This is a genomic window from Kribbella sp. NPDC055071, from assembly GCF_053608045.1.
The window spans coordinates 113,403-134,219 of sequence record NZ_JBSGUS010000017.1; the positions used below are offsets into that span (position 1 = coordinate 113,403).

Genomic DNA, 20,817 nt, shown 5'->3' on the forward strand with positions numbered 1-20,817 from the left:
CAACGTGCCGCTGGCTGACTTCACCACCCTCCGGATCGGCGGGCCTGCCGATCGGTTCGTCGAGGTGACGACCGAGGACGACCTGATCACCGCCGTCCGTGACGCCGACGCGGCCGGGGAACCGGTGCTCCTGCTGTCCGGCGGCAGCAACGTCGTGATCGGCGACGACGGCTTCCGCGGGACCGTGGTCAAGATCGCGACGCGGGGGATTCGCGTGGACGCGGACATGTGTTCCGGGGCGATGGTCAACATCGCGGCTGGTGAGGACTGGGACGCTGTCGTCCAGCGAGCGATCGCCGAGGAGTGGAGCGGCCTCGAATCGATGTCCGGGATCCCTGGGCTGACCGGCTCGACGCCTGTGCAGAACGTCGGCGCCTACGGTCACGAGGTCGCCGGGACGATCGCGTCGGTCCGGGTCTGGGATCGGGTCGAGAACGCGGTCCGCACGATGTTCGCCGCCGACTGTGACTTCAGCTACCGCAACTCGCGCTTCAAGGCCGACCCGTCGCGGTACGTCGTACTCGAGGTCACCTTCCAGTTGACGCTCGGCGATCTCTCCGCGCCGATCGAGTACGCCGAACTCGCCCGCGTACTCGACGTCGAACCAGGCTCGCGCGCCCCGATGGCCGAGGTCCGGGAAGCCGTCCTCGCCCTCCGCCGCAGCAAGGGTATGGTCCTGGACCCCGACGACCACGACACCTGGAGCGCCGGCTCCTTCTTCACCAACCCCATCCTCGACACCCCCGCCGAGGTCCCCGCCGGCGCCCCCCAATGGCCCCAACCCGACGGTCGCGTCAAAACCAGCGCCGCCTGGCTGATCGAACACGCCGGCATCTCCAAAGGCTTCACCATCGGCGCCGCCGCCGTCTCCACCAAACACACCCTCGCCCTCACCAACCGAGGCACCGCCACCGCCAAAGAACTCCTCTCCCTAGCCGCCCACGTAAGAACCCAAGTCCACCAAGCCTTCGCCATAACCCTCACCAACGAACCAGTCCTGGTGAACTGCTCGCTGTAGGTATGCAGGCGCGAGGTCGGCTGACCCGCCCACCGACCTCCGCACTTGTTGGTCGCGGCGGGTCGGATCGGTCGCCCACCGACCACCGCACTTCTTAGTGGCGCGGGGTCGGATCGGTCGGTATAGTCTTTGGTGCCTAGGGCAATAGCCTGCGGAAGTGGACCCGGCAGCCATCCGGACGGTTGGTGAGCCGGGTTTTGCGCGTCTAGAGCGCCTCGAGCTCGCAGTACTTCCGCACCTGCTCCCGCCATTCGCGCCCTCGTGCCCACGCCCACACCACGGCGTCCGGCACCCATAGCAATGGATCCAGGTGTGGTGCGAGGAGCTCATACTGCAGGCTGTCGGCACAGCCGTACGCCCGCACAGCGCGATAGAGCGTCTGACGGTCGGACTGAAGCGTCGACTCATCCCGCTCCACCACCAGCCTCTCGGTAGTTGGTGCGGCATCCTCGACGATCGCGGTCAAGCAGCGCTGCCGACTCTCCACGCCTGTGTGCGATGCGGCGTACAGCTTGACCTGGAAGTCGAGCTCGGTGATCTCCGCGAGGATCTTGCGCTGGCGGGCCGGGGATTCCTTCTGGAAGTGGATCCGGCGTTGGCCTGCGAGCAGGAGACTCGTGAGGGCTTTCCGGTTGGGGTTCACGGAAGGGGCGGGGCAGGTTGCTGCGGCCATGAGGAGGCCGTGGGCCTTGTTCTCGTCGACGAAGGTGTGGAGGCGGTGCATCGAGTAGGAGCGATGCGGGTTAGTTGAAGGGTGTGGTGAGGGTGGGGGTCCAGTGGTAGAGGTGGTGGGTTCTGGTGAGGGAGATGAGGGTCAGGGCGGTGAGGGAGAGGGCTGTGGAGGGGCGGGGGTGGGCGTTGAGGCGGCCGGTCAGGGGAGCGGTGGGGGTCTGGTTGTTGCTGTAGGCAAGGGTTATGTGGGGGTCGAGTTCGGGGAGTTCGGGGACGGCGTCGTCGCCCCAAACGTCGGTGATGGCGGCTCGGGTGAGGGCGCGGAGGTGTTGGAGGGGCTCGATCGGGCGGACCGGGAGCTGGATGGATTCCGGGTCGAGGACGGCGGGGCCGATCGTGACGGGGATGGGTCCTAGGCCGGTGACTCGGAGCCGGGTCGCTTCGATGATGCCGGCCAGGTCTGCCTCGGAGACCCGGTCGGCGAAGCCGATGCCTTGCAAGGTGAGGTGCAGCCACTGCAGCGGCACGGGCGTGAAGCCGGGGAGCTCGTCGAGCAGATCGGCGTACGACGCCTGGAGCGCAGCGATCTCGGGTCGGCCCGCGAACGTGATGTGCCACGTGTAGAAGGAACGGCCGGGTCGCCAGCCGGGACGCCAGTACCAGTGGTCACGAGTCTCTTCGAACATCGGCGGGTCCTTTCACTTGCTCGGATTGGGTGCGGCCCGGCTGGCCGGGTGGCGGGTGAAGACCCGGATGGCGTCGTGCAGAGCGCGCGCCTTCGGATCGTTGGCGTGTTTGCTCATCCGGGTCAGGGCGGCGACCTCGCTGATCCGGTGGATCAACGGGCGCACCCGGTACTCGACCGGGGTGTTCAGGACGACGGCGACGGCCTCCGTCGCGCCGTCGAGCTCGCCGAGATGCAGGAGGGCCTTGGCCTGCTGGAGCCTGACCATGCGTTCGGAGCCGAAGTTGCGTGCCGCGTACGGCGACGCCTCGAACAGCGCGATGCCTCGATCAGCGTGAGCCAGGGTGAGCTGGGCCTCGCTGAGCGCCAGGTGGGCGTCGGACCAGATCCCCTCGGCGCGCTCCGGCGTACAGAGAAACGGGCCGCCGAGCTCCGCCACGTCGGTGCGGACCGTGGTGCGCTTGGCGATCGTGAGCGCCTCGCGAGCCTCGGCATGGCGGCCCGAGCGGGCCAGATCCACCGCGGCCACGCTGGCGAGGAAGAGGGTGGAGCTGCCCGACGCGTAGCGGAGACCGTCCTCGGCGTACGACGTCGCCCGGTCGAAATCGTCCTGCCAGAACGCGGCGGTGTGCTGGGTCGCACGGACCCACGCCCGCAGGTCGTCGCGGTCCGCCGCATCGGCGCACGCCCAGGCTGTGCGGGTGTGGTTCTCCGCGACGTCCGGGCGGCCGAGATCCACCGAGATCCAGGCGAGCAGGTTGAGCGCCCAGCCGGCCGCGGCGTACAGGTCGCGGGTCTGGTTCGGCGCCTGCCGTCCGGAGAGCAGCCGGAACGCACGGTCCCGGATCGCCCGGCCGCGAACGTACAGCGGTTTCGTCGGGGAGCGGAGGTAGCCCTGGGTGATGCGGAGGATGTCGGCATGCAGTTGCTCGACCGTGAGGTCGCCGACGTTGGACTCCTCGGCGAGGGCGAGCTGTGCGACGGACTCGTCGCCGGCCTGCACCAGGTCGTCCTCGAGATCGATCACCGAACTGACGCCTGGCTCGGGATCGAGGACACCGAGTCCGCCGGGTGGGACGAAGCCCAGCTCGCTGTCGTCGGCGACGTTCAGGACGAACCGGAGACCGGATCGGTACGCGGCGCCGGGCCAGCGGACGGCGCCGCGTTCGAGCTTGGCGAGGTAGTGCCCGTCGAGCTCGTACTTCGTCTCGGTCGTTTCCCAGAGCCAGGTGCAGACCGCCTCGGCGAGCTCGGCCCGCGACATCTGCTCACCGGGCGCGCGCCGCGACGGCGTTCGCTCCCGTGCGGCTCGCAGCAGTTCGTTGGGCTCTGACATGGCGGTAACTGTAGGTGCGCGAACACCCTCTGCGACCCCGAAGACAGGGGCTCCGGGCGATCTGCCCCAAGCTGCCCCGCGATGCCCCGGCATGCCCCGGATTCCCCGCTGTGAAAAGGGTTTCCGGCCACCTCGCGGCGCTGCCGGGAGCCGTGTCGGGGCAGATCGGCGCTGTCGAGACGCTCGCTGAGCGTGAAGAGCCGGGGCAGACCCGGCCAGACCGGGGCAGATGGCGCGGATCAGCCGGGCAACCGCGCCGTTGAGGCGGTGGACAGGACGACGCGACCGGGGATTGTCGGGGACGCGGAGTGCCGAGGTGGTGGAAGGCGCTGGTTGTTGCCGGCGGGCAGCCGGGGGGAGGCGCAGATTGTTGGGGGTGGGCAGCGGGGAACGCGCGGGTTGTCGGGGTGGGGAGCGGGGGATGGTGGAGATGGTCTGACCGGGGCTGACGGGTTTGTCTGGGCACACGGACGGGTGCGGATGGCCTGGCGTGGGTGGAGGTTGTGCGGACTTTAGGGTGGGTGGATGGGCGAGGAAGCGGTGACGACGTTGCGGGCCGAGCTCGATCGGTTCGAGCGGGCGGACGAAGGGCTTGCCTTACTGGAGGTCTTTCTCGAGGTAGCCCGGCCGCGGTTGGGGCCGGTGGTTCTGGACCCGGTGGGACTGCGGTTGTCGGACCAGTTGGCGACCGACCGGGGGTTGGTGCTCGAACTGATCGAGGGGATCGAGAGCGAGCCGCAGACGAACGGACGAGTGGTCGAGCGTGGATTCGATATGGACGACGAGCAAGCGCGGTGGGACTACGTGCGGTTGGCTTACAGCTCCCGGCAGGCGACCGTGTGGAGCGCTCGCCAACGCACGACGTACTTCGAGGCCGCGAACTTCCCGGCCACCAACTTCGCGACGACGGGTCGTGAGACCAGCGGGCAGCACAGAGCGACGTACTGGCTGCCGGACAGCCTCAAGGCTGAGTACTTCGAGGCGTTGACGGCCAGGGGGTGGGCCATCCCGGACGACTGGTTGGCTGCCGTGGCCAAGCGGCCCAAGCCCTGGTGGAAGCGCGGCGGGCGTTAACCAGTGGGCATCACCCCAGGACCGGAAGGCGGGACAGTGCGTCGGCCACGGCGGACTGGATGTCGGCGTCGTCCCATGATCGGTCGGTCATGGCGCCGGTGAGGTAGGCGTCGTACGCGGCGAGGTCGAGGTGACCGTGACCGCAGAGCGCCGTGAGGATGACCTTCTCCTCGCCGGACTCCTTGCAGCGTTGGGCTTCCTCGATCGCGGCGGCCAGCGCGTGCGTCGGCTCGGGAGCCGGCACGATACCTTCCGTCCGGGCGAACTGGAGGCCGGCGGCGAAGCACTCTGACTGCGGTTTCGCGACCGCCTCGATCTCGCCGGTCTCGTAGAGATGGCTGATCAGGGGGCTCATCCCGTGATACCGCAGCCCGCCGGCGTGGATCGGATCGGGGACGAAGTCGTGGCCGAGGGTGTGCATCTTCATCAGCGGCGTCATCCCAAGCGTGTCACCGAAGTCGTACGCGTACGTCCCCTGGGTCAGGGACGGACACGCGGCCGGCTCGACTGCCCGGACGACCGGTGCCATCCGGCCGGCCCACCGCTCCCGCAGGAACGGGAACGCGAGACCGCCGAAGTTCGACCCGCCGCCGGTGCAGCCGACCAGCAGGTCGGGCGTCTCGCCGACCATCGCCAGCTGGATCAACGCTTCCTCGCCGATGATCGTCTGGTGTAGCAGCACGTGGTTCAGCACTGAGCCGAGCGCGTAGTGCACGTCTGGGTCCTGGACGGCGGCCTCGACCGCCTCGCTGATCGCGATGCCGAGCGATCCCGTGGAGTCAGGATTCTCGGCGAGGATCTTGCGTCCGGCCTCGGTCAGGTCCGACGGACTCGGGTGCACGGTGGCGCCGAAGACCTCCATCATCGTGCGGCGGTACGGCTTCTGGTCGTACGACGCACGCACCTGCCACACCTCGCACTCCAGCCCGTACTGCACGCACGCGAAGGCCAACGCCGTCCCCCACTGGCCGGCGCCGGTCTCGGTGGTGAGCTTCCGGACGCCGGATTTCGCGTTGTAATAGGCCTGCGGGACGGCCGTATTCGGCTTGTGTGAGCCTGCTGGCGAGACGCCTTCGTACTTGTAGTAAATCCGTGCCGGCGTATCGAGCGCCTTCTCCAGCCGATGCGCCCGGTACAGCGGACTGGGCCGCCACAGCTTGTAGACATCCAGCACCTCGCCAGGAATGTCGACGTACTGATCCTGTGAGACCTCTTGCCTGATCAGGTCCATCGGGAACAGCGGCGCGAGGTCGTCCGGCCCGATCGGTTGCCCTGTCCCCGGGTGCAGCACCGGCGGCGGGGGAGTCGGCAGATCGTGCAACACGTTGTACCAACGGGTTGGCAGTTCGTCCTCTGGCAGCAGGATCTTCGTCGGCGTCATGCACGCAAAGTTAGGCCCACGCCAGATGCCCCCACAATGACCTGCTCAGGAACTCGACCGGCACTTATTCTGCCCACCCCAAACGCTCGACCACCCGCCCGCGCACCCGGTAGACAACGTTGGACGGCTGCCCGAGGTGCAATGCGTCCGTCACGCCCAACTGCTTCAACAGCATCCGCCCGATCATCTCGTGCGACACCACCAACGGCCGCGCACCGGCGACCTGCGCCAAGGCCCGGCCGGCCCGTACGTCGGCATCCGCATAACTCTCGCCATCAGGAAAGCGGAAGCCGTACTTGTCCCGATCCCGCGCCGCACGCTGTCCCGGCCACCCCGCGTCGATCTCCCCGGACGTGAGGCCGGACCACGCGCCATGCGCGACCTCGGCCAGGTCATCGAGCACCCGAACCGGCAGCCCGAGCCTCGAGCCGAAGATTTCCGCCGTGCGGCGAGCGCGGCCGAGCGGACTGCAGAACAGAGCGTCGATCCCCTCGTCGCGCAGCAGGTCCGCGTTCCGGCGGGCCTGAAGCAGACCCAGAGCGGTGAGCGGCGAGTCGAGCCGTCCTTGGCGGCGTCCCTCGACGTTCCACTCGGTCTGACCGTGGCGGGCCAGGTAGACGACGTCGAACGTCACGCCGGGATGGTGGCTGGGGTTGTGGCGCCTAGCCAGGTGTCGATGTCTGCTAGCAACGTCTTCTGGATGTCGGGTGGGGCGGTGGAGGCGAGGACCGAGCCTCGGGCCAAGTCCGCCAGCTCCTGGTCGGTGAAGTCGTGGACAGAGCGGGCTGTCTCATACTGCTCGGCCAAGCGCGAACCGAACAGCAGTGGGTCGTCGGCGCCGAGGGCGATGCGGGCGCCGGCTTCGTAGAGCTGGCGGAGCGGCACGTCTTCGATGCGGCGGTAGACACCGAGTGAGACGTTGGAAGCCGGGCAGACCTCCAGTGCGACCTGCGCGTCGACCACTCGCTTCAAAAGCTCCGGATCCTCGACCGAGCGCACCCCATGGCCGATCCGCCCGGCGCCAAGCTCATCCAGGCAAGTCCGCACGGTCGCTGGACCACACAGCTCACCGCCGTGCGGTGTAGACAGCAGTCCGGCGTTCCGGGCGATCCGGAAGGCGGGCGCGAACTCAGACGTCGTACCTCGGCGCTCGTCGTTCGACAGACCGAATCCGACCACACCACGACCGACGTACTGCGAGGCGAGCCGCGCCAGCGTCCGTGCGTCGAGGGGATGCCGGGTGCGGTTCGCGGCGATGATCACCTGGACGGCGATCCCGGTCGATGCGGATGCCTCCCGCGCCGCGTCCAGAACGAGATCGGTGAACGGTGTGATCCCGTGGAACCGGTTCGCATATCCGGACGGGTCAACCTGGATCTCGAGCCACCGGGAGCCGTCGGCCTTGTCGTCTTCGGCGGCCTCGCGGACCAGACGCCGTACATCGTCCTCCGTGCGCAGCACCGAACGCGCAATGTCATACAGCCGCTGGAACCGGAACCAGCCGCGCTCGTCGGCCGCGGACAGATCCGGCGGCCAGTCGGTCCGCAGCGCGTCCGGCAGCCGGACCCCGTGCTTGTCCGCCAGCTCGACCAGCGTGAGGTGCCGCATCGACCCGGAGAAGTGCAGATGCAGGTGTGTCTTCGGCAGCACCCGCAGATCCCGCTGCGTCATTACCGAAGGTTACCGACCCCGCACCTATCAAGAGAAATCAGCTGAGCAACTTTGCGATCCGGCCGACGCCTTCGACGAGGTCGGCGTCACCAAGGGCATAGGAGAGGCGCAGGTACCCAGGCGCACCGAAGGCCTCGCCCGGGACGACCGCGACCTCAGCCTGCTCCAGGATGAGGTCGGCGAGCTCGGCTGAGGTTGTCGGCGTACGTCCGTTGATGTCTTTGCCGAGCACACCCTTGACCGACGGGTACGCGTAGAACGCGCCAGTGGGCTCGGGGCACTCGACACCAGGGATCTCGTTGAGCAACCGGACCATGGTCAGCCGGCGGCGGTCGAAGGCCTTCTTCATCTCCTCGACCGCGGACAGGTCACCAGAGACGGCCGCCAGGGCAGCCCGCTGCGCGACGTTGCAGACGTTGCCGGTCTGGTGCGACTGCAGGTTCGCCGCAGCCTTGATCAGGTCCTTCGGCCCGATCATCCAGCCGACCCGCCAGCCGGTCATCGCGTACGTCTTGGCCACACCATTCAGTACGACGGTCTTGTCGGCGAGCTCCGGCACCGCGACCGGAAGAGAGGTCGACTTCGCCCCGCCGTACGTCAGGTGCTCGTAGATCTCGTCCGTGATCACCCAGAGGTCGTGCTCGAGCGCCCAGCGGCCGATCGCCTCGATCGCCTCCGGACTGTCCACCGCACCGGTCGGATTAGAGGGAGAACAGAACAGCAACACCTTGGTCTTGTCGGTCCGGGCCGCCTCGAGCTGCTCGACGGTGACGGAGTAGTTCTGCGACTCGTCCGCGAACACCTCGACCGGCACACCGCCCGCGAGCCGGATGGTCTCCGGGTACGTCGTCCAGTACGGCGCCGGCAGCAGCACCTCATCACCTGGGTCGAGCAGGGTGGCGAACGCGTTGTAGACCGCGTGCTTGCCACCGTTCGTGACCAGGATCTGGCTCGGCTCGACCTCGTACCCCGAGTCCCGCTTCGTCTTCTCGACCAGAGCCTGCTTGAGCTCCGGCAGGCCGCCGACCGGGCTGTAGCGGTGGTTCTTCGGATCCCGTGCGGCCGCGACGGCGGCCGCCACGATGTAGTCCGGCGTCGGGAAGTCCGGCTCACCGGCCCCGAAGCCGATCACCGGGCGCCCGGCCGCCTTGAGCGCCTTCGCCTTGCTGTCCACCGCCAGCGTCGCCGATTCACTGATGGCGCCGATCCGCGCCGAGATCCTGGAACCCATGGGTCCCATCCTGGCACTCGGCGGCGGCCGGATGCAGCGCGATATCACCAGCTGATGCTCCGGGGAACACACCAAGGCCGTGGTCCGTTGACACCCGATGAAGGCTGTAAGGTTCTGCTCGCGGTGCGGCGCCCGATGGGGGTCGTGCGGGGAGGGCCTCAGTTCGACCAGGTGGCTCAGACCCCGTACACTCTTCTAGTCCGGGCGTTGGTGGCCCTGATCCGGCATGCCCGAGATCAGGTTCCGCGCGGCGTCCGGAGGGATTGCAAAGGGCACTAGCTCAACTGGCAGAGCATCGGTCTCCAAAACCGAAGGTTGGGGGTTCAAGTCCCTCGTGCCCTGCAAATCCTGACCGGCGCAGGGCCGGTCAGGCCGCCGCTAGCGAAAGAGGTAGGTCGTGACGGAGACGCGCACCCCGGCACCGTCCGGCGCCGGCAAGCCTGCGGAAGGCAAGCAGCGCAGGGGCCTGCTGCGTTTCTACCGCGAGATCGTCGCCGAGCTCCGCAAGGTCGTCTGGCCGACTCGTAAGCAGCTGTCCACCTATTTCGTGGTCGTCCTGACCTTCGTGGTGTTCGTCATCGCGATCGTGTCGGTGCTCGACCTCGCGTTCGGCTGGGCGATGTTCAAGATCTTCGGCTGAGGTTCGCCCCAGCCGACACTCCCGCCCACGCCCCAGCCGCGGGTCCCGGCCTCCCGGCCCGGCCCCGAAGCAACACAAGACCGATCCACAGATGACGGAGTACAACGTGTCCGAGCGCGACGACGAGGTCCTCGACCTGGAGGACGACTTCGACGTATCCGCTGACTCCGACGACCTCGAATTCGACGAGAACGCCACCGACGACGACCTGTTCGCCGCTGACGACGACGATGACGACGACCCGTTCGCGGGCCTCGACACCGACGACGATGACGACGACGTCGTGGTCGCGGAGGCCGAGGAGTACTCCGCCGACGACGAGGCCGAGGAGCCCCCGGCCGACGACGACGACTCCGACGCCGAGCCGCTCGTGGTGGTCCCGGCCGACGACGAGGCCGAGGACGCCGACGTGGTGACCGAGGACGACGTCGAGGACGCGGCCGAGGAGCTGGCCGAAGAGACCGCGGAGACCGCGCCCGCCAGCACCGAGGAGGTGCCGGCGCCGGTCGACGAGGTCGTCTTCTCCAGCGCCGACGACGATGACGACGCCGACGAGGACGAGGCGGACGACGACGCGGATGTGGACGCGCTCGACGCGGCCGCCGCGGCGGTGGCCGACGAGCCCGAGGAGCCGGTCGACCCGCTCGAGGAGCTCCGCAGCCGGCTGCGGTCCCAGATCGGCGACTGGTACGTCGTGCACACCTATTCAGGGATGGAGAACCGGGTCAAGGGCAACCTGGAGAACCGGATCAACTCCCTGAACATGGAGGACTACATCTTCGAGATCATCGTGCCGACCGAAGAGGTCGCCGAGATCAAGAACGGGCAGCGCCGGATGGTCAAGCGCACCGTGCTCCCCGGCTACGTGCTGGTCCGGATGGATCTGACCGACGAGTCCTGGTCGACCGTGCGGCACACGCCGTCGGTGACCGGCTTCGTCGGAAACAGCCAGAAGCCGGTCCCGCTCAGCCTCGAAGAGGTGGAGAAGATGCTCGCTCCGGCCGTTGTGGCGGCGGCCGAGCAGGCGGCGGCCGATGCCGGCGCCGCACCCGCCAAGACCGCGGCCAAGAAGAAGGTCGAGGTCGCCGACTTCGGTGTGGGCGATTCGGTCATGGTGGTCGACGGGCCGTTCGCGACCCTGCACGCCACAGTCACGGAGATCAATGCCGAGGCCCAGCGGATCAAGGCCCTGGTGGAGATCTTCGGCCGGGAGACCCCGGTGGAACTCAGCTTCAACCAGATCCAGAAAGTCTAAGGACCCGAGAGAATGCCTCCCAAGAAGAAGATCGCTGCCCTGGTCAAGGTGCAGCTCCAAGCCGGTGCCGCGACGCCGGCCCCGCCGGTCGGTACCGCGCTCGGTCCGCACGGCGTCAACATCATGGAGTTCTGCAAGGCGTACAACGCCCAGACGGAGTCCATGCGCGGCAACGTGATCCCGGTCGAGATCACGATCTACGAAGACCGTTCCTTCACGTTCGTCACCAAGACGCCGCCGGCGCCGGAGATGATCAAGAAGGCCGCCGGTCTGCAGAAGGGCTCGGCCGTCCCGCAGAAGGACAAGGTCGGCAAGATCACCAAGGACCAGGTCCGCGAGATCGCCACCACCAAGATGCCGGACCTGAACGCCCGCGACATCGACGCCGCGATGAAGATCATCGAGGGCACCGCCCGTTCGATGGGCGTTGTCGTCGACGGCTGATCGCCGGCATCTCGGTACGACGAACGCCGGCTGGCCGGCTGAGCGTCGTACCAGCACCATCCAGTACGCAGTCGTGGCAGGGCGAAGCGCCGCCCGGAGACCACACCCCAGAGAGGAAACACCATGGCACAGCGCAGTAAGGCTTACCGCGCGATCGCGGAGAAGATCGACTTCGATCACCTGTACACGCCGCTCGAGGCGATCCGGCTGGCCAAGGAGGCCGCCGGCAGCAAGAAGTTCAACTCCACGATCGACGTCGCGATGCGCCTCGGGGTCGATCCCCGCAAGGCCGACCAGATGGTGCGCGGCACCGTCAACCTTCCGCACGGCACCGGCAAGACGGCACGGGTCCTCGTCTTCGCCACCGGTGAGAAGGCGGAGGCCGCGAAGGCCGCCGGCGCCGACTTCGTCGGTGACGACGACCTGATCAAGAAGGTGACCGACGGCTGGCTCGACTTCGACGCCGTCGTCGCCACGCCGGACCTGATGGGCAAGGTCGGCCGGCTCGGTCGCGTCCTCGGCCCGCGTGGTCTGATGCCGAACCCGAAGACCGGCACGGTCACCCCGGACGTGACGAAGGCTGTCACCGACATCAAGGGCGGCAAGATCGAGTTCCGGGTCGACCGGCACGCGAACCTGCACTTCATCATCGGCAAGGCGTCGTTCGACGAGGCCCAGCTGGTGGAGAACTACGGCGCCGCGCTGGACGAGATCCTGCGGCTCAAGCCGGCCAGCTCGAAGGGCCGCTACATCAGGAAGATCGTGTTCTCGACGACGATGGGACCGGGCATCCAGGTTGACCCCAACCTGACCCGCAACCTCCTCGGAGAGCCGGCCGACGCCTGATCGCCGCCGCAGCATCAGAAGGACCCCCGGGAGTTTCCCCGGGGGTCCTTCTCTTTTGTCAGCCGGCTTTGTACGTCAGCCGCAGGAGCCGGTCGTCGGTTTGGACGGTCCAGCCGTCGGCGTGTTCTGCGACGACGGTGCCGGGCGCGGCGGATGAATCGCCGGGTACGACGTCGGTCCGCGTGATGAGGTACGTCGTACCGGCCAGGCGGACCGTGGCTTGCGGCGACGTCACGTTGAGGGCGGCGGCTTTGCGGCGTACGACGGCTGACGGCTCGCTCAGGTCGAGCAGCAGCTCCTCGTCGGTGAAGAACGGCGCCTCGGTGACCGCGGCCGGATCCTGGGGCTTGCCGGGGTCGCCGGCCACGAGTCGGGGCACGGCCTCGTCGAGGCATTGGCTGAGGAGATCGGCCCAGACCTGCATGATGCCGGTGCCGTTGAGGTCATCGGGCAGAGGCGCGATCCGCTGCGCGAGGATCGATCCGGTGTCGAACCCGGCCGCGGTCCGGTGCACGGTCGCGCCGACGCGGTCGTCGCCTTCGTAGATCAGCCGCTGAGGCGTCGGTCCTCGACCGGCCGGTAATGGCGACGGGTGGCAGTTGATCGCGCCGAACTTCGGGATCTGAAGGATTTCGTCCGGGATCAGCCGCGGGAAGGCGGCCGAGATGATGACGTCCGGTCGCATCGCGTCGATGACCGCGGCGGCCACGGACCGCAGCTTGCGCGTGATCAGGACGTTGGTCTGATCCGGCAATCCGCTCACCATCGACTGGTTGTCGCCGTACTGGCCGGTCTCCGGCAGCGTCACCACCAACACGATTTCGTGTCCGTTGCGCTCGGCGAAGTCGTGGACCAACCGGAATCCTGGCAGGAACGCGTTCAGTCCGACGATCCGCAAACCATCTCCACTCATACCGCTAGATACGCCCAGCACACCCCCCGAGGTTCCACTGCGGTCCTGGTGGCGGAGGATTATGGAAACAAGCCATCGGGTGGCGTCTTTTCTGGCTACCGTCGTGGGTTGTGACCGGTCTTGAGATTACTCGTGAACAAGCAGTCTCTTACCGGCTTCGGGTGAACCACCTGGTTGATCGGCTGTCCGCCGGCTCGTACGAGGAAGCGGCGTACATCGGTTTGCAGGACACGGCGCCGCGAGATGCGCTGCTGGGACTGCACGCACGGATCGCGGACTGCCGGCCTTCCGATTGGGAGCATCCGAGCTTCGTCCAGACGTACAGCCCGCGCGATGCGGTGTATGTCCTGCCGTGGAAGGACTTTGGGGTGTTCACGCTCGGGCGGCTTCCGCTGCGTGACGATGCGGTGCGACGGATTGAGGAACTCGCCGAGACCGTGTGTCGGCGGTTGGGCGGTCGTGAGTTGCGTGGTGGGCTTCCGGGTTTGCGTGCGGCGTGCGCGAGTGGGCGGATCGCTTTGCGGTGGACGACCAGTTCGTTGTGGGTGCGGGAGGTGCCGCGGCCGGAGGTTGAGCTCGAGCAGGTACGGCGGGAGCTTTGCCGGCGGCATGTTCATCAGTTCGGGCCGACGACGCCGGGTGCTTTCGCGTGGTGGGCTGGGGTGTCTCGGGCTGATGGGCGGCAGATCTGGGATTCGTTGGCTAGTGAGTTGCTGGAGGTGGACTTCGATGGGGTCCCGGCGTGGATCCTGCGGTCTGACGAGGCGCTCGTCCGCGAGGCGGCGCCCGCGCGCGGGACACGGTTGCTCGTCGCGCCGGATCTTCGGCTGTTCGGTCGAGATCGCGAGGGTCGCTTCATCGCGCCGGGTCTGCGGACTCTGACGGCGGCCTCGGATTCGTTTCACCCCAACGGCGTTCTCGTCGACGGTCGCATCGTCGGGGCGTGGGGTCGGCGGGGCGGCCACGTCGATGTCGTCGTGACCGAGTCGCTCCCGTCCGCCGAGTACGACGCGATCGCCGCCGAGGTCGCGGCTTTCCCCATCCTCGACGCCCAAGTCTCTGTACGCCGCCAGCCCGGCCCCGGCGGAGCCAATTTCATGGGTCGACCACTGAAATCGGGGGATCCCCACTCACGTTCAGGGTCAGCAACCCCCTATTTCGTGGGTCGACCCACGAAATAGGCCAGCGCGACACGGTGACAAACCCCAAACTTTCTAGCGAGGCGCTAGCTGCGAACTACCTGGCGTTGGACGCCTTCCACACGGCCCTGTCTGTTAGGAGCCGAAGCGGGTGGTGACTAGGTCTGGGGTGAGCGTGGCTGGGGTGGAGTGGCCGGAGAGGCGGAGGGTGTGGTCGAGTTCGGTGGCCAGGTCGGTGAGGAGACGGGTGACGCCTTCGGATGAGCCGACCGTGAGTGCCCAGAGGGCGGGACGGCCGAGGAAGACGGCGCGGGCGCCCAGGGCTAGGGCGGCGAGGATGTGTTCGCCACGGCGGATGCCGCCGTCGACGTAGACCTCGGTACCAGTGCCTGCCAGCGCTTCGGCAACGTCCGGCAGTGCCTGTGCAGTCGGGATGGAGCCGTCGAGCTGGCGGCCACCGTGGTTGGACACGATGATGCCCGCGGCGCCTGCGTCCGCGCATCGCTTGGCGTCGTCGCCCCGCAGGACTCCCTTCACCACCACCGGCAGACCGGTCCGCTCAGCGAGCCAGCCGATGACATCGGGACTCAGATCATCAGCCTTCGCCAGGTCGCCGTCGCCCCAGTCGCCCTCGGGCAGATTGGCGAGGAGCTGACCAGGTTGAACAAGATCCCAGACCGTCGCCCCCTCGTCTTCTTTCCGGCCAACGACCGGGGTGTCGACCGTGAGCACGATCGCCCGCGCACCGCCCTCGACGGCCGCATCGAGCATGCGCTTGGTGATCTCGCGATTCCGCACGATATAGATCTGCAGCCACCACGGCACCCCGGTCCCACCGAACTCGGCGAACATCGTGCCGGCGTTGCTGGAAACCCCAAGCACCGACTGCGCCGCGCCGACACCCCTCGCCATCGCGACCTCGCCATCCGGGTCGGCCAACCGTTGCATGGTCGACGGAGCAACCAAGATGGGCGCGTCGACGGGAGTCCCGAGGACTGTAGTGCTGAGGTCGATCGCAGAAACGTCGTTCAACACCCGCGGCCGGAACCGGTACGCCGACCAAGCCGCGACGGCCTCGCCGACACTGATCCCCCCAGCCGAACCCTGCCGAAAGTACCGATGCACAGTCTCCGGCAGCTTCTCCGCAGCCAAGGCCTCAAGTGAGTCGATCCATCGCATGCGCCCATCGTCGCACCGCTCCCACCCACCCGGCCATAACCACCAAAACCCCACCCGAGTTCCTAGCGGTCGGCGGTCGGCGGTCGGCGGTCGGCGGTCGGCGGGTTCGGGACGGCGGGGTAAAGGTGGGGCGGGCGTTGAGCGGGTTGGGTAGAGTTGGGGGTATGAGGTGTGGGCGGCGATTTCTGGGCCCCGGGCGGCACGATGGTGCTGACGGGGTGAGCTGGGGTTGCGCTCTCTCCTGAGGTGATCGCGGTCGGCCGGGGTGGATTCCCAGTCGAGACCGCTTCCTTGGAGAGAAACCCATGTCTGTCCTCACATCCGCAGAACTGCACGCCGCCCTCGCCTTGCGCGACCTCACCGATCCTGCGCAGGGTCCGCACGCCATTCAGTTGATCGTCGACTCCGTGCGTACGGCGCTTGGCCATGCTTGGCCGTACACGGAGATCTGGACCCGTCGCGATCATCCCGTGGTGACCTTGGCCGACAACTACGACAACCTCGGGTACGCCGGTGACGCGGTAACCCGGGAAGAGCGATACACCCGCTACGCCTCACCGACCGAGGTACTGCGAAGTCACACGTCCGCGATGATCCCGCCGGCCTTGCGTGAGCTCGCGGCGTCCGAGTCCTCGGACGTGCTGATGGTGTGCGCCGGCATCTGCTACCGACGCGACTCGGTGGATTGGCAGCACACCGGTACGCCGCATCAGCTCGACCTCTGGCGGATCAGTCGCAACGTCCCGCTCGGCGAGCCCGAGTTGGCAGACCTGATCGCCCGACTGGTCGACACAGTCCTGCCTGGACACGTCTACCGCACGGTGCCGGCAGTCCACCCGTACACGATCCATGGGCGTCAGATCGACGTACTGCTGGACGATCAGTGGATCGAGATCGGTGAATGCGGCGTCGCTGCGCCACACGTCCTTCGGCTGGCCGGTCTGGACGACAGCTGGACCGGACTGGCATTGGGGCCGGGTCTCGACCGGCTTTTGATGCTCCGTAAGGGCATCCGGGACATTCGCTTGCTCAGGTCAACGGATCCGCGCGTAACCGACCAGATGCTCGACCTGTCGCCGTACAGACCCGTCTCGTCGATGCCGCCCGTCCGCCGCGACCTGTCCGTCGTGGTGAGTGCTTCGACCGACGTGTCGGCGGAGGCGCTCGGCGACAAGGTCCGGGAAGCGCTCGGACCTGATGCGGATGCCGCGGAGTCGCTGGAGGTGCTGGGTGAGACGCCGTACGACGACCTGCCGACGACTGCACGCGAGCGCCTCCAACTGACCCCGGGGCAACGCAATCTGGTGATCAGGCTCGCCCTCAGGCCGGTGGACCACACCTTGACCGACGCGGAGGCCAACGCGATGCGGGACAAGGTATATCGCGCCTTGCACGAGGGCCTGGTGCTGGAGCTCATCGCCCCTTGAGCTCGCGGGCGGCGAGAAGGAACGCGCACACGGCCAGGGGCAGCTCCAGCACCAGAGCCTCGGCCAGGGACAGACCGCGGTCGGAGCCGCTCGCAGTGCTCACGTCGAACCAGGCGTCGGCCAGCAGTAGCGTCCCGGCAACCATCGCGGTCAAGACGGCGTACCTGTTGCGGTTGTGTAGCAGGTACGCCGTCAGCCCGGCCGCGATCGCGGTCCCGCAGTCCAGCCCGATCCAGGTGAGCCGCCAGTGGTTGGCCTGGTAGGTGGTCGGCAGTGTGCTTGCAAGGATCAGACACCAGGGCAGCAGCACGGCCGCGACCCCAGCGGCCACTGTGGTGGCCAGACCGCGGCCGGAGCGGCGCGGGCGGATCTTGCCGTCCAGCCGGCCCTCGGCAATGTAGTCGTCCAACGCCTCGGCCACGCGGTCGTCGATCGCGTCGCCGAGCTTGTCGTCCAGGGATCGCCGGGTGTCGAGTGTCGTCGTCATGACTTCGAGCATCCCGGCGGCGGCCGTCCGGCACAGTCCGGTCAGCCCACGAACCAGGGTGGGGATAACCCCCGGTCGCTTCCGTGGGATGTCCTCATGTCGTCCGACCGCCCGGACAACGTAAATTGTCACGGCGAGCACGCGCAGACACGGGGAGGTGATCCGGATGACGGCTGCGGCGAATCCCGTTCCCCGGGCGCCCTGGCGACTGTGGCGTTCGCCGTACTTGTGGTTGGCAACGATCCACCTGCTCGGCGACGCGGTGGTCGTGCTCACCATCGGGAGCCTGGTCCTGGCCACGATCGCGGTTGCCGTCCTGGCCTGGCCGCTGGCGTCCGTCGGCATCCCGCTGACCGTCGGCGCCAACCGGTTCGTCTATCGCCTGGCCGGCTGGGAGCTGGCCCGGGCTCGGATCACCCGTGGGCAACTGATCCAGCCCTTGGTACCGCCGCTGCCGACCGGATCGCGGATCCGGGATGCGCGGCTGGCGATCTCCGACCAAGGGCTGTGGCGGCAGTTCCTGTACTACGTCCTGCTGTTGCCGCTGGCAATGATCTGGATCGTGCTGATCGTCGTCGTGTGGTCGGTTCCGCCGGTGCTGATCGCGCTGCCGGTGTACTACTCGCATTTCGCCGCATCGCAGGCACAGCTCGGGCCGTTCGAGATCGACACGATCACCAAGGCGTCGGTGGTGGCGGCGATCGCTGCGGTCTTCCTGCTGGTGGCCTCGCCGTCGCTGATCCGGCTCGCGTCGGCGCTGGACGCGGAGCTCGCCCGGGTCCTGCTCGGCCGGTCCGAGACAGGCGCGTTAGCGGAGCGTGTCTCTCAGCTGGTGACGAGCCGGCAGCAGGTGGTCGACTCCGTCGAGGCCGAGCGGCGACGGATGGAGCGCGACCTGCACGACGGGGCGCAGCAGCGGCTCGTCTCGCTGGCGATGACGCTCGGTCGGGCCAAGAATCGGCTGGGGGACAAGGAGCCTGCGGTGCGTTCGCTGATCGAGGAGGCGCACTCGGAGGCGATGCAGGCGATCGCCGAGATCCGCGACCTGACCCGCGGGCTGCACCCGCCGGTGTTGAGCGATCGTGGGCTGGATGCGGCGTTGTCGGCGGTCGCGGCCCGGTCGCCGGTGCCGGTCCGGCTGAGCGTCGACGTACAGCCGCGGCCGTCGCTCACGATCGAGTCGATCGCGTACTTCGTGGTGACGGAGGCGCTCGCGAATGTAGCCAAACATGCCGAGGCTGCCCACGCGGAGGTGCAGGTGACCCGGGTCGGCGACGTACTGCGGGTCGTGGTGCGCGACGACGGCCAGGGCGGTGCTGATCCGACCGGCGGCAGCGGATTACGCGGGCTGACCGACCGGGTCGCCGGTGTTGACGGACGACTCACTGTGGAGAGCCCGGCCGGTGGCGGGACGACGTTGATCGCGGAGGTGCCGTGTGGCTGAGATGCGGGTAGTGATCGCTGAGGACTCGGTGTTGCTGCGCGAGGGCATCGTGCGGCTGCTGGAGGAGCAGGACTGCACGGTGGTCGCGGCGGTCGGCGACGGTGACGCACTGCTGAAGGCGGTCGAGGCGCATCGGCCCGACGTGTGTGTGGTCGACGTACGGATGCCACCGACGTTCACCGACGAAGGACTGCGGGCGGCGCTGGTGATCCGCGAGCAGTATGCGGACGTGGGCGTCCTCGTGTTGTCGCAGTACGTCGAGGAGCGGTACGCGAGCGAGTTGATCGGCGGGAACCCGGGCGGAGTCGGGTACCTGTTGAAGGACCGGGTGGCCGACGTGGATCAGTTCATCGACGGCCTGCGCCGGGTCGCGGGCGGTGGCGCTGCGCTGGACCCGGAGGTGATCTCGCAGCTGCTGGTGCGTTCGCGGCGTGCCGACCCGCTGGCGATGCTGAGCCCGCGGGAACAGGACGTTCTCCGGGCGATGGCCGAAGGCAAGTCGAACGGCGGGATCGCGCAGGCGCTGGTCGTCGGTGAGGGCGCCGTCGAGAAGCACATCAGCAACATCTTCCTGAAGCTCAACCTCGCGCCGACCGACGGAGAGCATCGCCGGGTGCTCGCCGTCCTCAGGTTCCTGGACACGTGATGACGACCGCGCAGCGGAGGATGCTGATCATCGGACTGGTGCCGCTTCTGGTGCTCGTCGTCACCGGAGCCGCCGTGACGGTGGCGACGATCCGCGGCAAGCTCCCGTACACGTACGCCGCGTCGTTCGAGCCGGGGCCCCAGGGCGTCGGGATCACATCGGATGTCCAGACGGTGTTGCGGACCAGTGGGGACGGTCGGGTGCATGTGACCGCCGATGGGACGTACACCGTGACTCAGCCGTCGATCCAGGTCACGACGACCGACGGTCGGCTGGTCATCGATGCGAGTTGTCCGGACGGGCACTGCCTGGTCGAGCTCACCGTGGAGCTGCCGCCGGCGTCGGCTACGCGGGTGAAGGTGACGCGGGCTTCGATCAACGGGTACGGGGTGGCCTCGCCGCTGTCGTTGGATGCCAGCGATGGTTCGATCGAGCTGACCGGATTGGAGAGTCCGCGGGTCTCGGCGGATACAGAGCGTGGCTCGATCGACCTGATGTTCGACCAGCCGCCCGAGCAGGTGACCGCGACGGCGAGCGATGGATCGTTGACTGTCCAGGTCCCGCGGAGTGCGGCGTACGCGATCGATGCAGTTGCGGCACAGGGGTCGAGCGAGCTCAACCTGCCTAGCGATCCGAGTGCGACCCGACGGCTTTACCTACGGACCAGCTACGGCAGCATCACGGTGCAGTAGTTACAGCGCGGCGCAGAAGGTCTTGGCCTTGTCGGTGATCGTGGACCAGTTGGCTGCGGCCACGTCGGCAGGTGACACGACGTTTGTGCCGGCGCTGACGGCGAGGGCGCCTGCGTCGAGGAAGTCGCGGGCATTGTCGGCGTTCACACCGCCGGACGGGATCAGCGGTACGCCGGGGAACGGGCCGTTCAGGTCCTTGAAGTACTTGGGTCCGAGTTGATGTGCGGGGAAGATCTTCACCGCGGCCGACCCCAAGGCCAACGCCGTCATCACCTCGGATGGAGTGAAGGCGCCGAGGACCACGGGGATCCCGGCGGACGACGCGGCCGCGGCGATGGCGGCAGCGTCCGGACCCTGCCCAGGCGTCACCAGGAACTGCGCCCCGGCATCGATCGCCTGCTGTGCTTGCACACCGGTCTGCACAGTGCCAGCGCCAACGACAGCACCGGTCTCAGCCGCAGTCGACGCCGCCCGCTCGAGGTGTCGGGGCAGGTCCGGCGTGGTGTAGGTCAGCTCCACCACATGAATGCCACCGGCAACCAACGCCACACACAAATCGCGGGCGTCAGAGATCTCCGGCGCCCGTACGACGGTCAGCACCCGATCGGCCCGCAGTAGGTCCAGCGTGTTCATGAAA

The 20,817-nt window shown here is 67.9% G+C and carries 22 protein-coding genes and 1 tRNA gene; 12 read left to right on the forward strand and 11 right to left on the reverse strand.

What is annotated here, in order from left to right:
* Positions 1-4 precede the first annotated feature (4 nt).
* On the forward strand, positions 5-1,018 hold the full coding sequence (locus ACWF4Z_RS26895) for a UDP-N-acetylmuramate dehydrogenase (RefSeq protein WP_452245925.1): 1,014 nt from the start codon (positions 5-7) through the stop codon (positions 1,016-1,018).
* A 205-nt stretch (positions 1,019-1,223) separates the two neighbouring features.
* Here ACWF4Z_RS26895 and ACWF4Z_RS26900 read toward each other — a convergent pair whose 3' ends face one another.
* Genes ACWF4Z_RS26900 through ACWF4Z_RS26910 form a run of 3 tightly spaced genes read right to left on the reverse strand, consistent with a single transcriptional unit; the run spans position 1,224 to position 3,711 of the window.
* Complete coding sequence (locus ACWF4Z_RS26900; protein WP_452245926.1) at positions 1,224-1,742, reverse strand: hypothetical protein; 519 nt, start codon at positions 1,740-1,742, stop codon at positions 1,224-1,226.
* A gap of 19 nt (positions 1,743-1,761) precedes the next feature.
* Positions 1,762-2,376, reverse strand: coding sequence for a 2'-5' RNA ligase family protein (locus ACWF4Z_RS26905; protein ID WP_452245927.1), 615 nt, complete (start codon positions 2,374-2,376; stop codon positions 1,762-1,764).
* Positions 2,377-2,388: 12 nt separating this feature from the next.
* A complete protein-coding gene (locus ACWF4Z_RS26910; protein ID WP_452245928.1) occupies positions 2,389-3,711 on the reverse strand; it encodes a hypothetical protein in 1,323 nt (440 codons plus the stop codon).
* A gap of 525 nt (positions 3,712-4,236) precedes the next feature.
* Between ACWF4Z_RS26910 and ACWF4Z_RS26915 the strand changes: the two genes are divergently transcribed.
* Positions 4,237-4,785, forward strand: a complete 549-nt coding sequence (locus ACWF4Z_RS26915) for a hypothetical protein (RefSeq protein ID WP_452245929.1) — start codon at positions 4,237-4,239, stop codon at positions 4,783-4,785.
* A 10-nt stretch (positions 4,786-4,795) separates the two neighbouring features.
* Here the strand turns inward: ACWF4Z_RS26915 and ACWF4Z_RS26920 are convergent, their stop codons facing one another.
* The 4 genes from ACWF4Z_RS26920 to ACWF4Z_RS26935 all read right to left on the reverse strand — a co-directional run bounded on the left by ACWF4Z_RS26920 (position 4,796) and on the right by ACWF4Z_RS26935 (position 9,068).
* Positions 4,796-6,166 carry a TrpB-like pyridoxal phosphate-dependent enzyme gene (locus tag ACWF4Z_RS26920; RefSeq protein WP_452245930.1) on the reverse strand — a complete coding sequence of 457 codons (1,371 nt, stop codon included), beginning with the start codon at positions 6,164-6,166 and terminating at the stop codon, positions 4,796-4,798.
* A gap of 64 nt (positions 6,167-6,230) precedes the next feature.
* On the reverse strand, positions 6,231-6,800 hold the full coding sequence (locus tag ACWF4Z_RS26925) for a histidine phosphatase family protein (RefSeq protein ID WP_452245931.1): 570 nt from the start codon (positions 6,798-6,800) through the stop codon (positions 6,231-6,233).
* A complete protein-coding gene (locus ACWF4Z_RS26930; protein WP_452245932.1) occupies positions 6,797-7,837 on the reverse strand; it encodes an adenosine deaminase in 1,041 nt (346 codons plus the stop codon). The genes ACWF4Z_RS26925 and ACWF4Z_RS26930 overlap by 4 nt, the downstream gene beginning before the upstream one ends.
* Before the next feature lie 37 nt (positions 7,838-7,874).
* Complete coding sequence (locus ACWF4Z_RS26935; RefSeq protein WP_452245933.1) at positions 7,875-9,068, reverse strand: pyridoxal phosphate-dependent aminotransferase; 1,194 nt, start codon at positions 9,066-9,068, stop codon at positions 7,875-7,877.
* Between the two features lie 269 nt (positions 9,069-9,337).
* Here ACWF4Z_RS26935 and ACWF4Z_RS26940 point away from each other — a divergent pair.
* The 5 genes from ACWF4Z_RS26940 to rplA all read left to right on the forward strand — a co-directional run bounded on the left by ACWF4Z_RS26940 (position 9,338) and on the right by rplA (position 12,253).
* Positions 9,338-9,410: transfer RNA gene (locus ACWF4Z_RS26940), tRNA-Trp, on the forward strand.
* Between the two features lie 55 nt (positions 9,411-9,465).
* Complete coding sequence (secE, locus tag ACWF4Z_RS26945) at positions 9,466-9,708, forward strand: preprotein translocase subunit SecE (RefSeq protein ID WP_363687857.1); 243 nt, start codon at positions 9,466-9,468, stop codon at positions 9,706-9,708.
* A gap of 283 nt (positions 9,709-9,991) precedes the next feature.
* A complete protein-coding gene (nusG, locus tag ACWF4Z_RS26950; RefSeq protein WP_452246002.1) occupies positions 9,992-10,963 on the forward strand; it encodes a transcription termination/antitermination protein NusG in 972 nt (323 codons plus the stop codon).
* A 12-nt stretch (positions 10,964-10,975) separates the two neighbouring features.
* On the forward strand, positions 10,976-11,407 hold the full coding sequence (gene rplK / locus ACWF4Z_RS26955; RefSeq protein WP_452245934.1) for a 50S ribosomal protein L11: 432 nt from the start codon (positions 10,976-10,978) through the stop codon (positions 11,405-11,407).
* Between the two features lie 123 nt (positions 11,408-11,530).
* Complete coding sequence (rplA, locus tag ACWF4Z_RS26960; protein WP_452245935.1) at positions 11,531-12,253, forward strand: 50S ribosomal protein L1; 723 nt, start codon at positions 11,531-11,533, stop codon at positions 12,251-12,253.
* 58 nt (positions 12,254-12,311) lie between these two features.
* On the opposite strand, the gene ACWF4Z_RS26965 is transcribed toward rplA, so the two are convergent.
* Positions 12,312-13,166, reverse strand: a complete 855-nt coding sequence (locus ACWF4Z_RS26965) for a methionyl-tRNA formyltransferase (RefSeq protein ID WP_452245936.1) — start codon at positions 13,164-13,166, stop codon at positions 12,312-12,314.
* Positions 13,167-13,327: 161 nt separating this feature from the next.
* Here ACWF4Z_RS26965 and ACWF4Z_RS26970 point away from each other — a divergent pair, with 161 nt between their 5' ends.
* Entirely contained in the window at positions 13,328-14,347 is a 1,020-nt protein-coding gene (locus tag ACWF4Z_RS26970) for a DNA glycosylase AlkZ-like family protein (RefSeq protein WP_452245937.1), read from the forward strand.
* A 93-nt stretch (positions 14,348-14,440) separates the two neighbouring features.
* On the opposite strand, the gene ACWF4Z_RS26975 is transcribed toward ACWF4Z_RS26970, so the two are convergent.
* A complete protein-coding gene (locus tag ACWF4Z_RS26975; RefSeq protein ID WP_452245938.1) occupies positions 14,441-15,484 on the reverse strand; it encodes an alpha-hydroxy acid oxidase in 1,044 nt (347 codons plus the stop codon).
* A gap of 305 nt (positions 15,485-15,789) precedes the next feature.
* Between ACWF4Z_RS26975 and srmL the strand changes: the two genes are divergently transcribed.
* A complete protein-coding gene (gene srmL / locus ACWF4Z_RS26980) occupies positions 15,790-16,911 on the forward strand; it encodes a PheS-related mystery ligase SrmL (RefSeq protein WP_452245939.1) in 1,122 nt (373 codons plus the stop codon).
* On the opposite strand, the gene ACWF4Z_RS26985 is transcribed toward srmL, so the two are convergent.
* Positions 16,898-17,398, reverse strand: a complete 501-nt coding sequence (locus ACWF4Z_RS26985; RefSeq protein ID WP_452245940.1) for a hypothetical protein — start codon at positions 17,396-17,398, stop codon at positions 16,898-16,900. The two genes, srmL and ACWF4Z_RS26985, sit on opposite strands and share 14 nt — an antisense overlap.
* Before the next feature lie 166 nt (positions 17,399-17,564).
* Between ACWF4Z_RS26985 and ACWF4Z_RS26990 the strand changes: the two genes are divergently transcribed.
* The 3 genes from ACWF4Z_RS26990 to ACWF4Z_RS27000 are packed head-to-tail and all read left to right on the forward strand — an operon-like array spanning position 17,565 to position 20,180.
* Complete coding sequence (locus ACWF4Z_RS26990; RefSeq protein ID WP_452245941.1) at positions 17,565-18,842, forward strand: sensor domain-containing protein; 1,278 nt, start codon at positions 17,565-17,567, stop codon at positions 18,840-18,842.
* A 1-nt stretch (position 18,843) separates the two neighbouring features.
* On the forward strand, positions 18,844-19,488 hold the full coding sequence (locus ACWF4Z_RS26995) for a response regulator transcription factor (RefSeq protein WP_452246003.1): 645 nt from the start codon (positions 18,844-18,846) through the stop codon (positions 19,486-19,488).
* A complete protein-coding gene (locus ACWF4Z_RS27000; protein ID WP_452245942.1) occupies positions 19,488-20,180 on the forward strand; it encodes a DUF4097 family beta strand repeat-containing protein in 693 nt (230 codons plus the stop codon). The genes ACWF4Z_RS26995 and ACWF4Z_RS27000 overlap by 1 nt, the downstream gene beginning before the upstream one ends.
* Here ACWF4Z_RS27000 and ACWF4Z_RS27005 read toward each other — a convergent pair whose 3' ends face one another.
* Entirely contained in the window at positions 20,181-20,813 is a 633-nt protein-coding gene (locus ACWF4Z_RS27005) for a bifunctional 4-hydroxy-2-oxoglutarate aldolase/2-dehydro-3-deoxy-phosphogluconate aldolase (RefSeq protein WP_452245943.1), read from the reverse strand. It abuts the gene before it with no gap.
* Between the last annotated feature and the right edge of the window lie 4 nt (positions 20,814-20,817).

What these genes read in the sequence shown, in the direction of transcription:
- ACWF4Z_RS26915 (WP_452245929.1), top strand. Translation starts at nt 4,237, where the DNA reads ATGGGCGAGGAAGCGGTGACGACGTTGCGGGCCGAGCTCGATCGGTTC.
- ACWF4Z_RS26935 (WP_452245933.1), bottom strand. Translation starts at nt 9,068, where the DNA reads ATGGGTTCCAGGATCTCGGCGCGGATCGGCGCCATCAGTGAATCGGCG.
- ACWF4Z_RS26920 (WP_452245930.1), bottom strand. Translation starts at nt 6,166, where the DNA reads ATGACGCCGACGAAGATCCTGCTGCCAGAGGACGAACTGCCAACCCGT.
- rplK (WP_452245934.1), top strand. Translation starts at nt 10,976, where the DNA reads ATGCCTCCCAAGAAGAAGATCGCTGCCCTGGTCAAGGTGCAGCTCCAA.
- ACWF4Z_RS26985 (WP_452245940.1), bottom strand. Translation starts at nt 17,398, where the DNA reads ATGACGACGACACTCGACACCCGGCGATCCCTGGACGACAAGCTCGGC.
- ACWF4Z_RS26905 (WP_452245927.1), bottom strand. Translation starts at nt 2,376, where the DNA reads ATGTTCGAAGAGACTCGTGACCACTGGTACTGGCGTCCCGGCTGGCGA.
- ACWF4Z_RS27005 (WP_452245943.1), bottom strand. Translation starts at nt 20,813, where the DNA reads ATGAACACGCTGGACCTACTGCGGGCCGATCGGGTGCTGACCGTCGTA.
- ACWF4Z_RS26900 (WP_452245926.1), bottom strand. Translation starts at nt 1,742, where the DNA reads ATGCACCGCCTCCACACCTTCGTCGACGAGAACAAGGCCCACGGCCTC.
- srmL (WP_452245939.1), top strand. Translation starts at nt 15,790, where the DNA reads ATGTCTGTCCTCACATCCGCAGAACTGCACGCCGCCCTCGCCTTGCGC.
- ACWF4Z_RS27000 (WP_452245942.1), top strand. Translation starts at nt 19,488, where the DNA reads ATGACGACCGCGCAGCGGAGGATGCTGATCATCGGACTGGTGCCGCTT.
- ACWF4Z_RS26990 (WP_452245941.1), top strand. Translation starts at nt 17,565, where the DNA reads ATGACGGCTGCGGCGAATCCCGTTCCCCGGGCGCCCTGGCGACTGTGG.
- ACWF4Z_RS26930 (WP_452245932.1), bottom strand. Translation starts at nt 7,837, where the DNA reads ATGACGCAGCGGGATCTGCGGGTGCTGCCGAAGACACACCTGCATCTG.
- ACWF4Z_RS26975 (WP_452245938.1), bottom strand. Translation starts at nt 15,484, where the DNA reads ATGCGATGGATCGACTCACTTGAGGCCTTGGCTGCGGAGAAGCTGCCG.
- ACWF4Z_RS26995 (WP_452246003.1), top strand. Translation starts at nt 18,844, where the DNA reads ATGCGGGTAGTGATCGCTGAGGACTCGGTGTTGCTGCGCGAGGGCATC.
- rplA (WP_452245935.1), top strand. Translation starts at nt 11,531, where the DNA reads ATGGCACAGCGCAGTAAGGCTTACCGCGCGATCGCGGAGAAGATCGAC.
- ACWF4Z_RS26965 (WP_452245936.1), bottom strand. Translation starts at nt 13,166, where the DNA reads ATGAGTGGAGATGGTTTGCGGATCGTCGGACTGAACGCGTTCCTGCCA.
- ACWF4Z_RS26910 (WP_452245928.1), bottom strand. Translation starts at nt 3,711, where the DNA reads ATGTCAGAGCCCAACGAACTGCTGCGAGCCGCACGGGAGCGAACGCCG.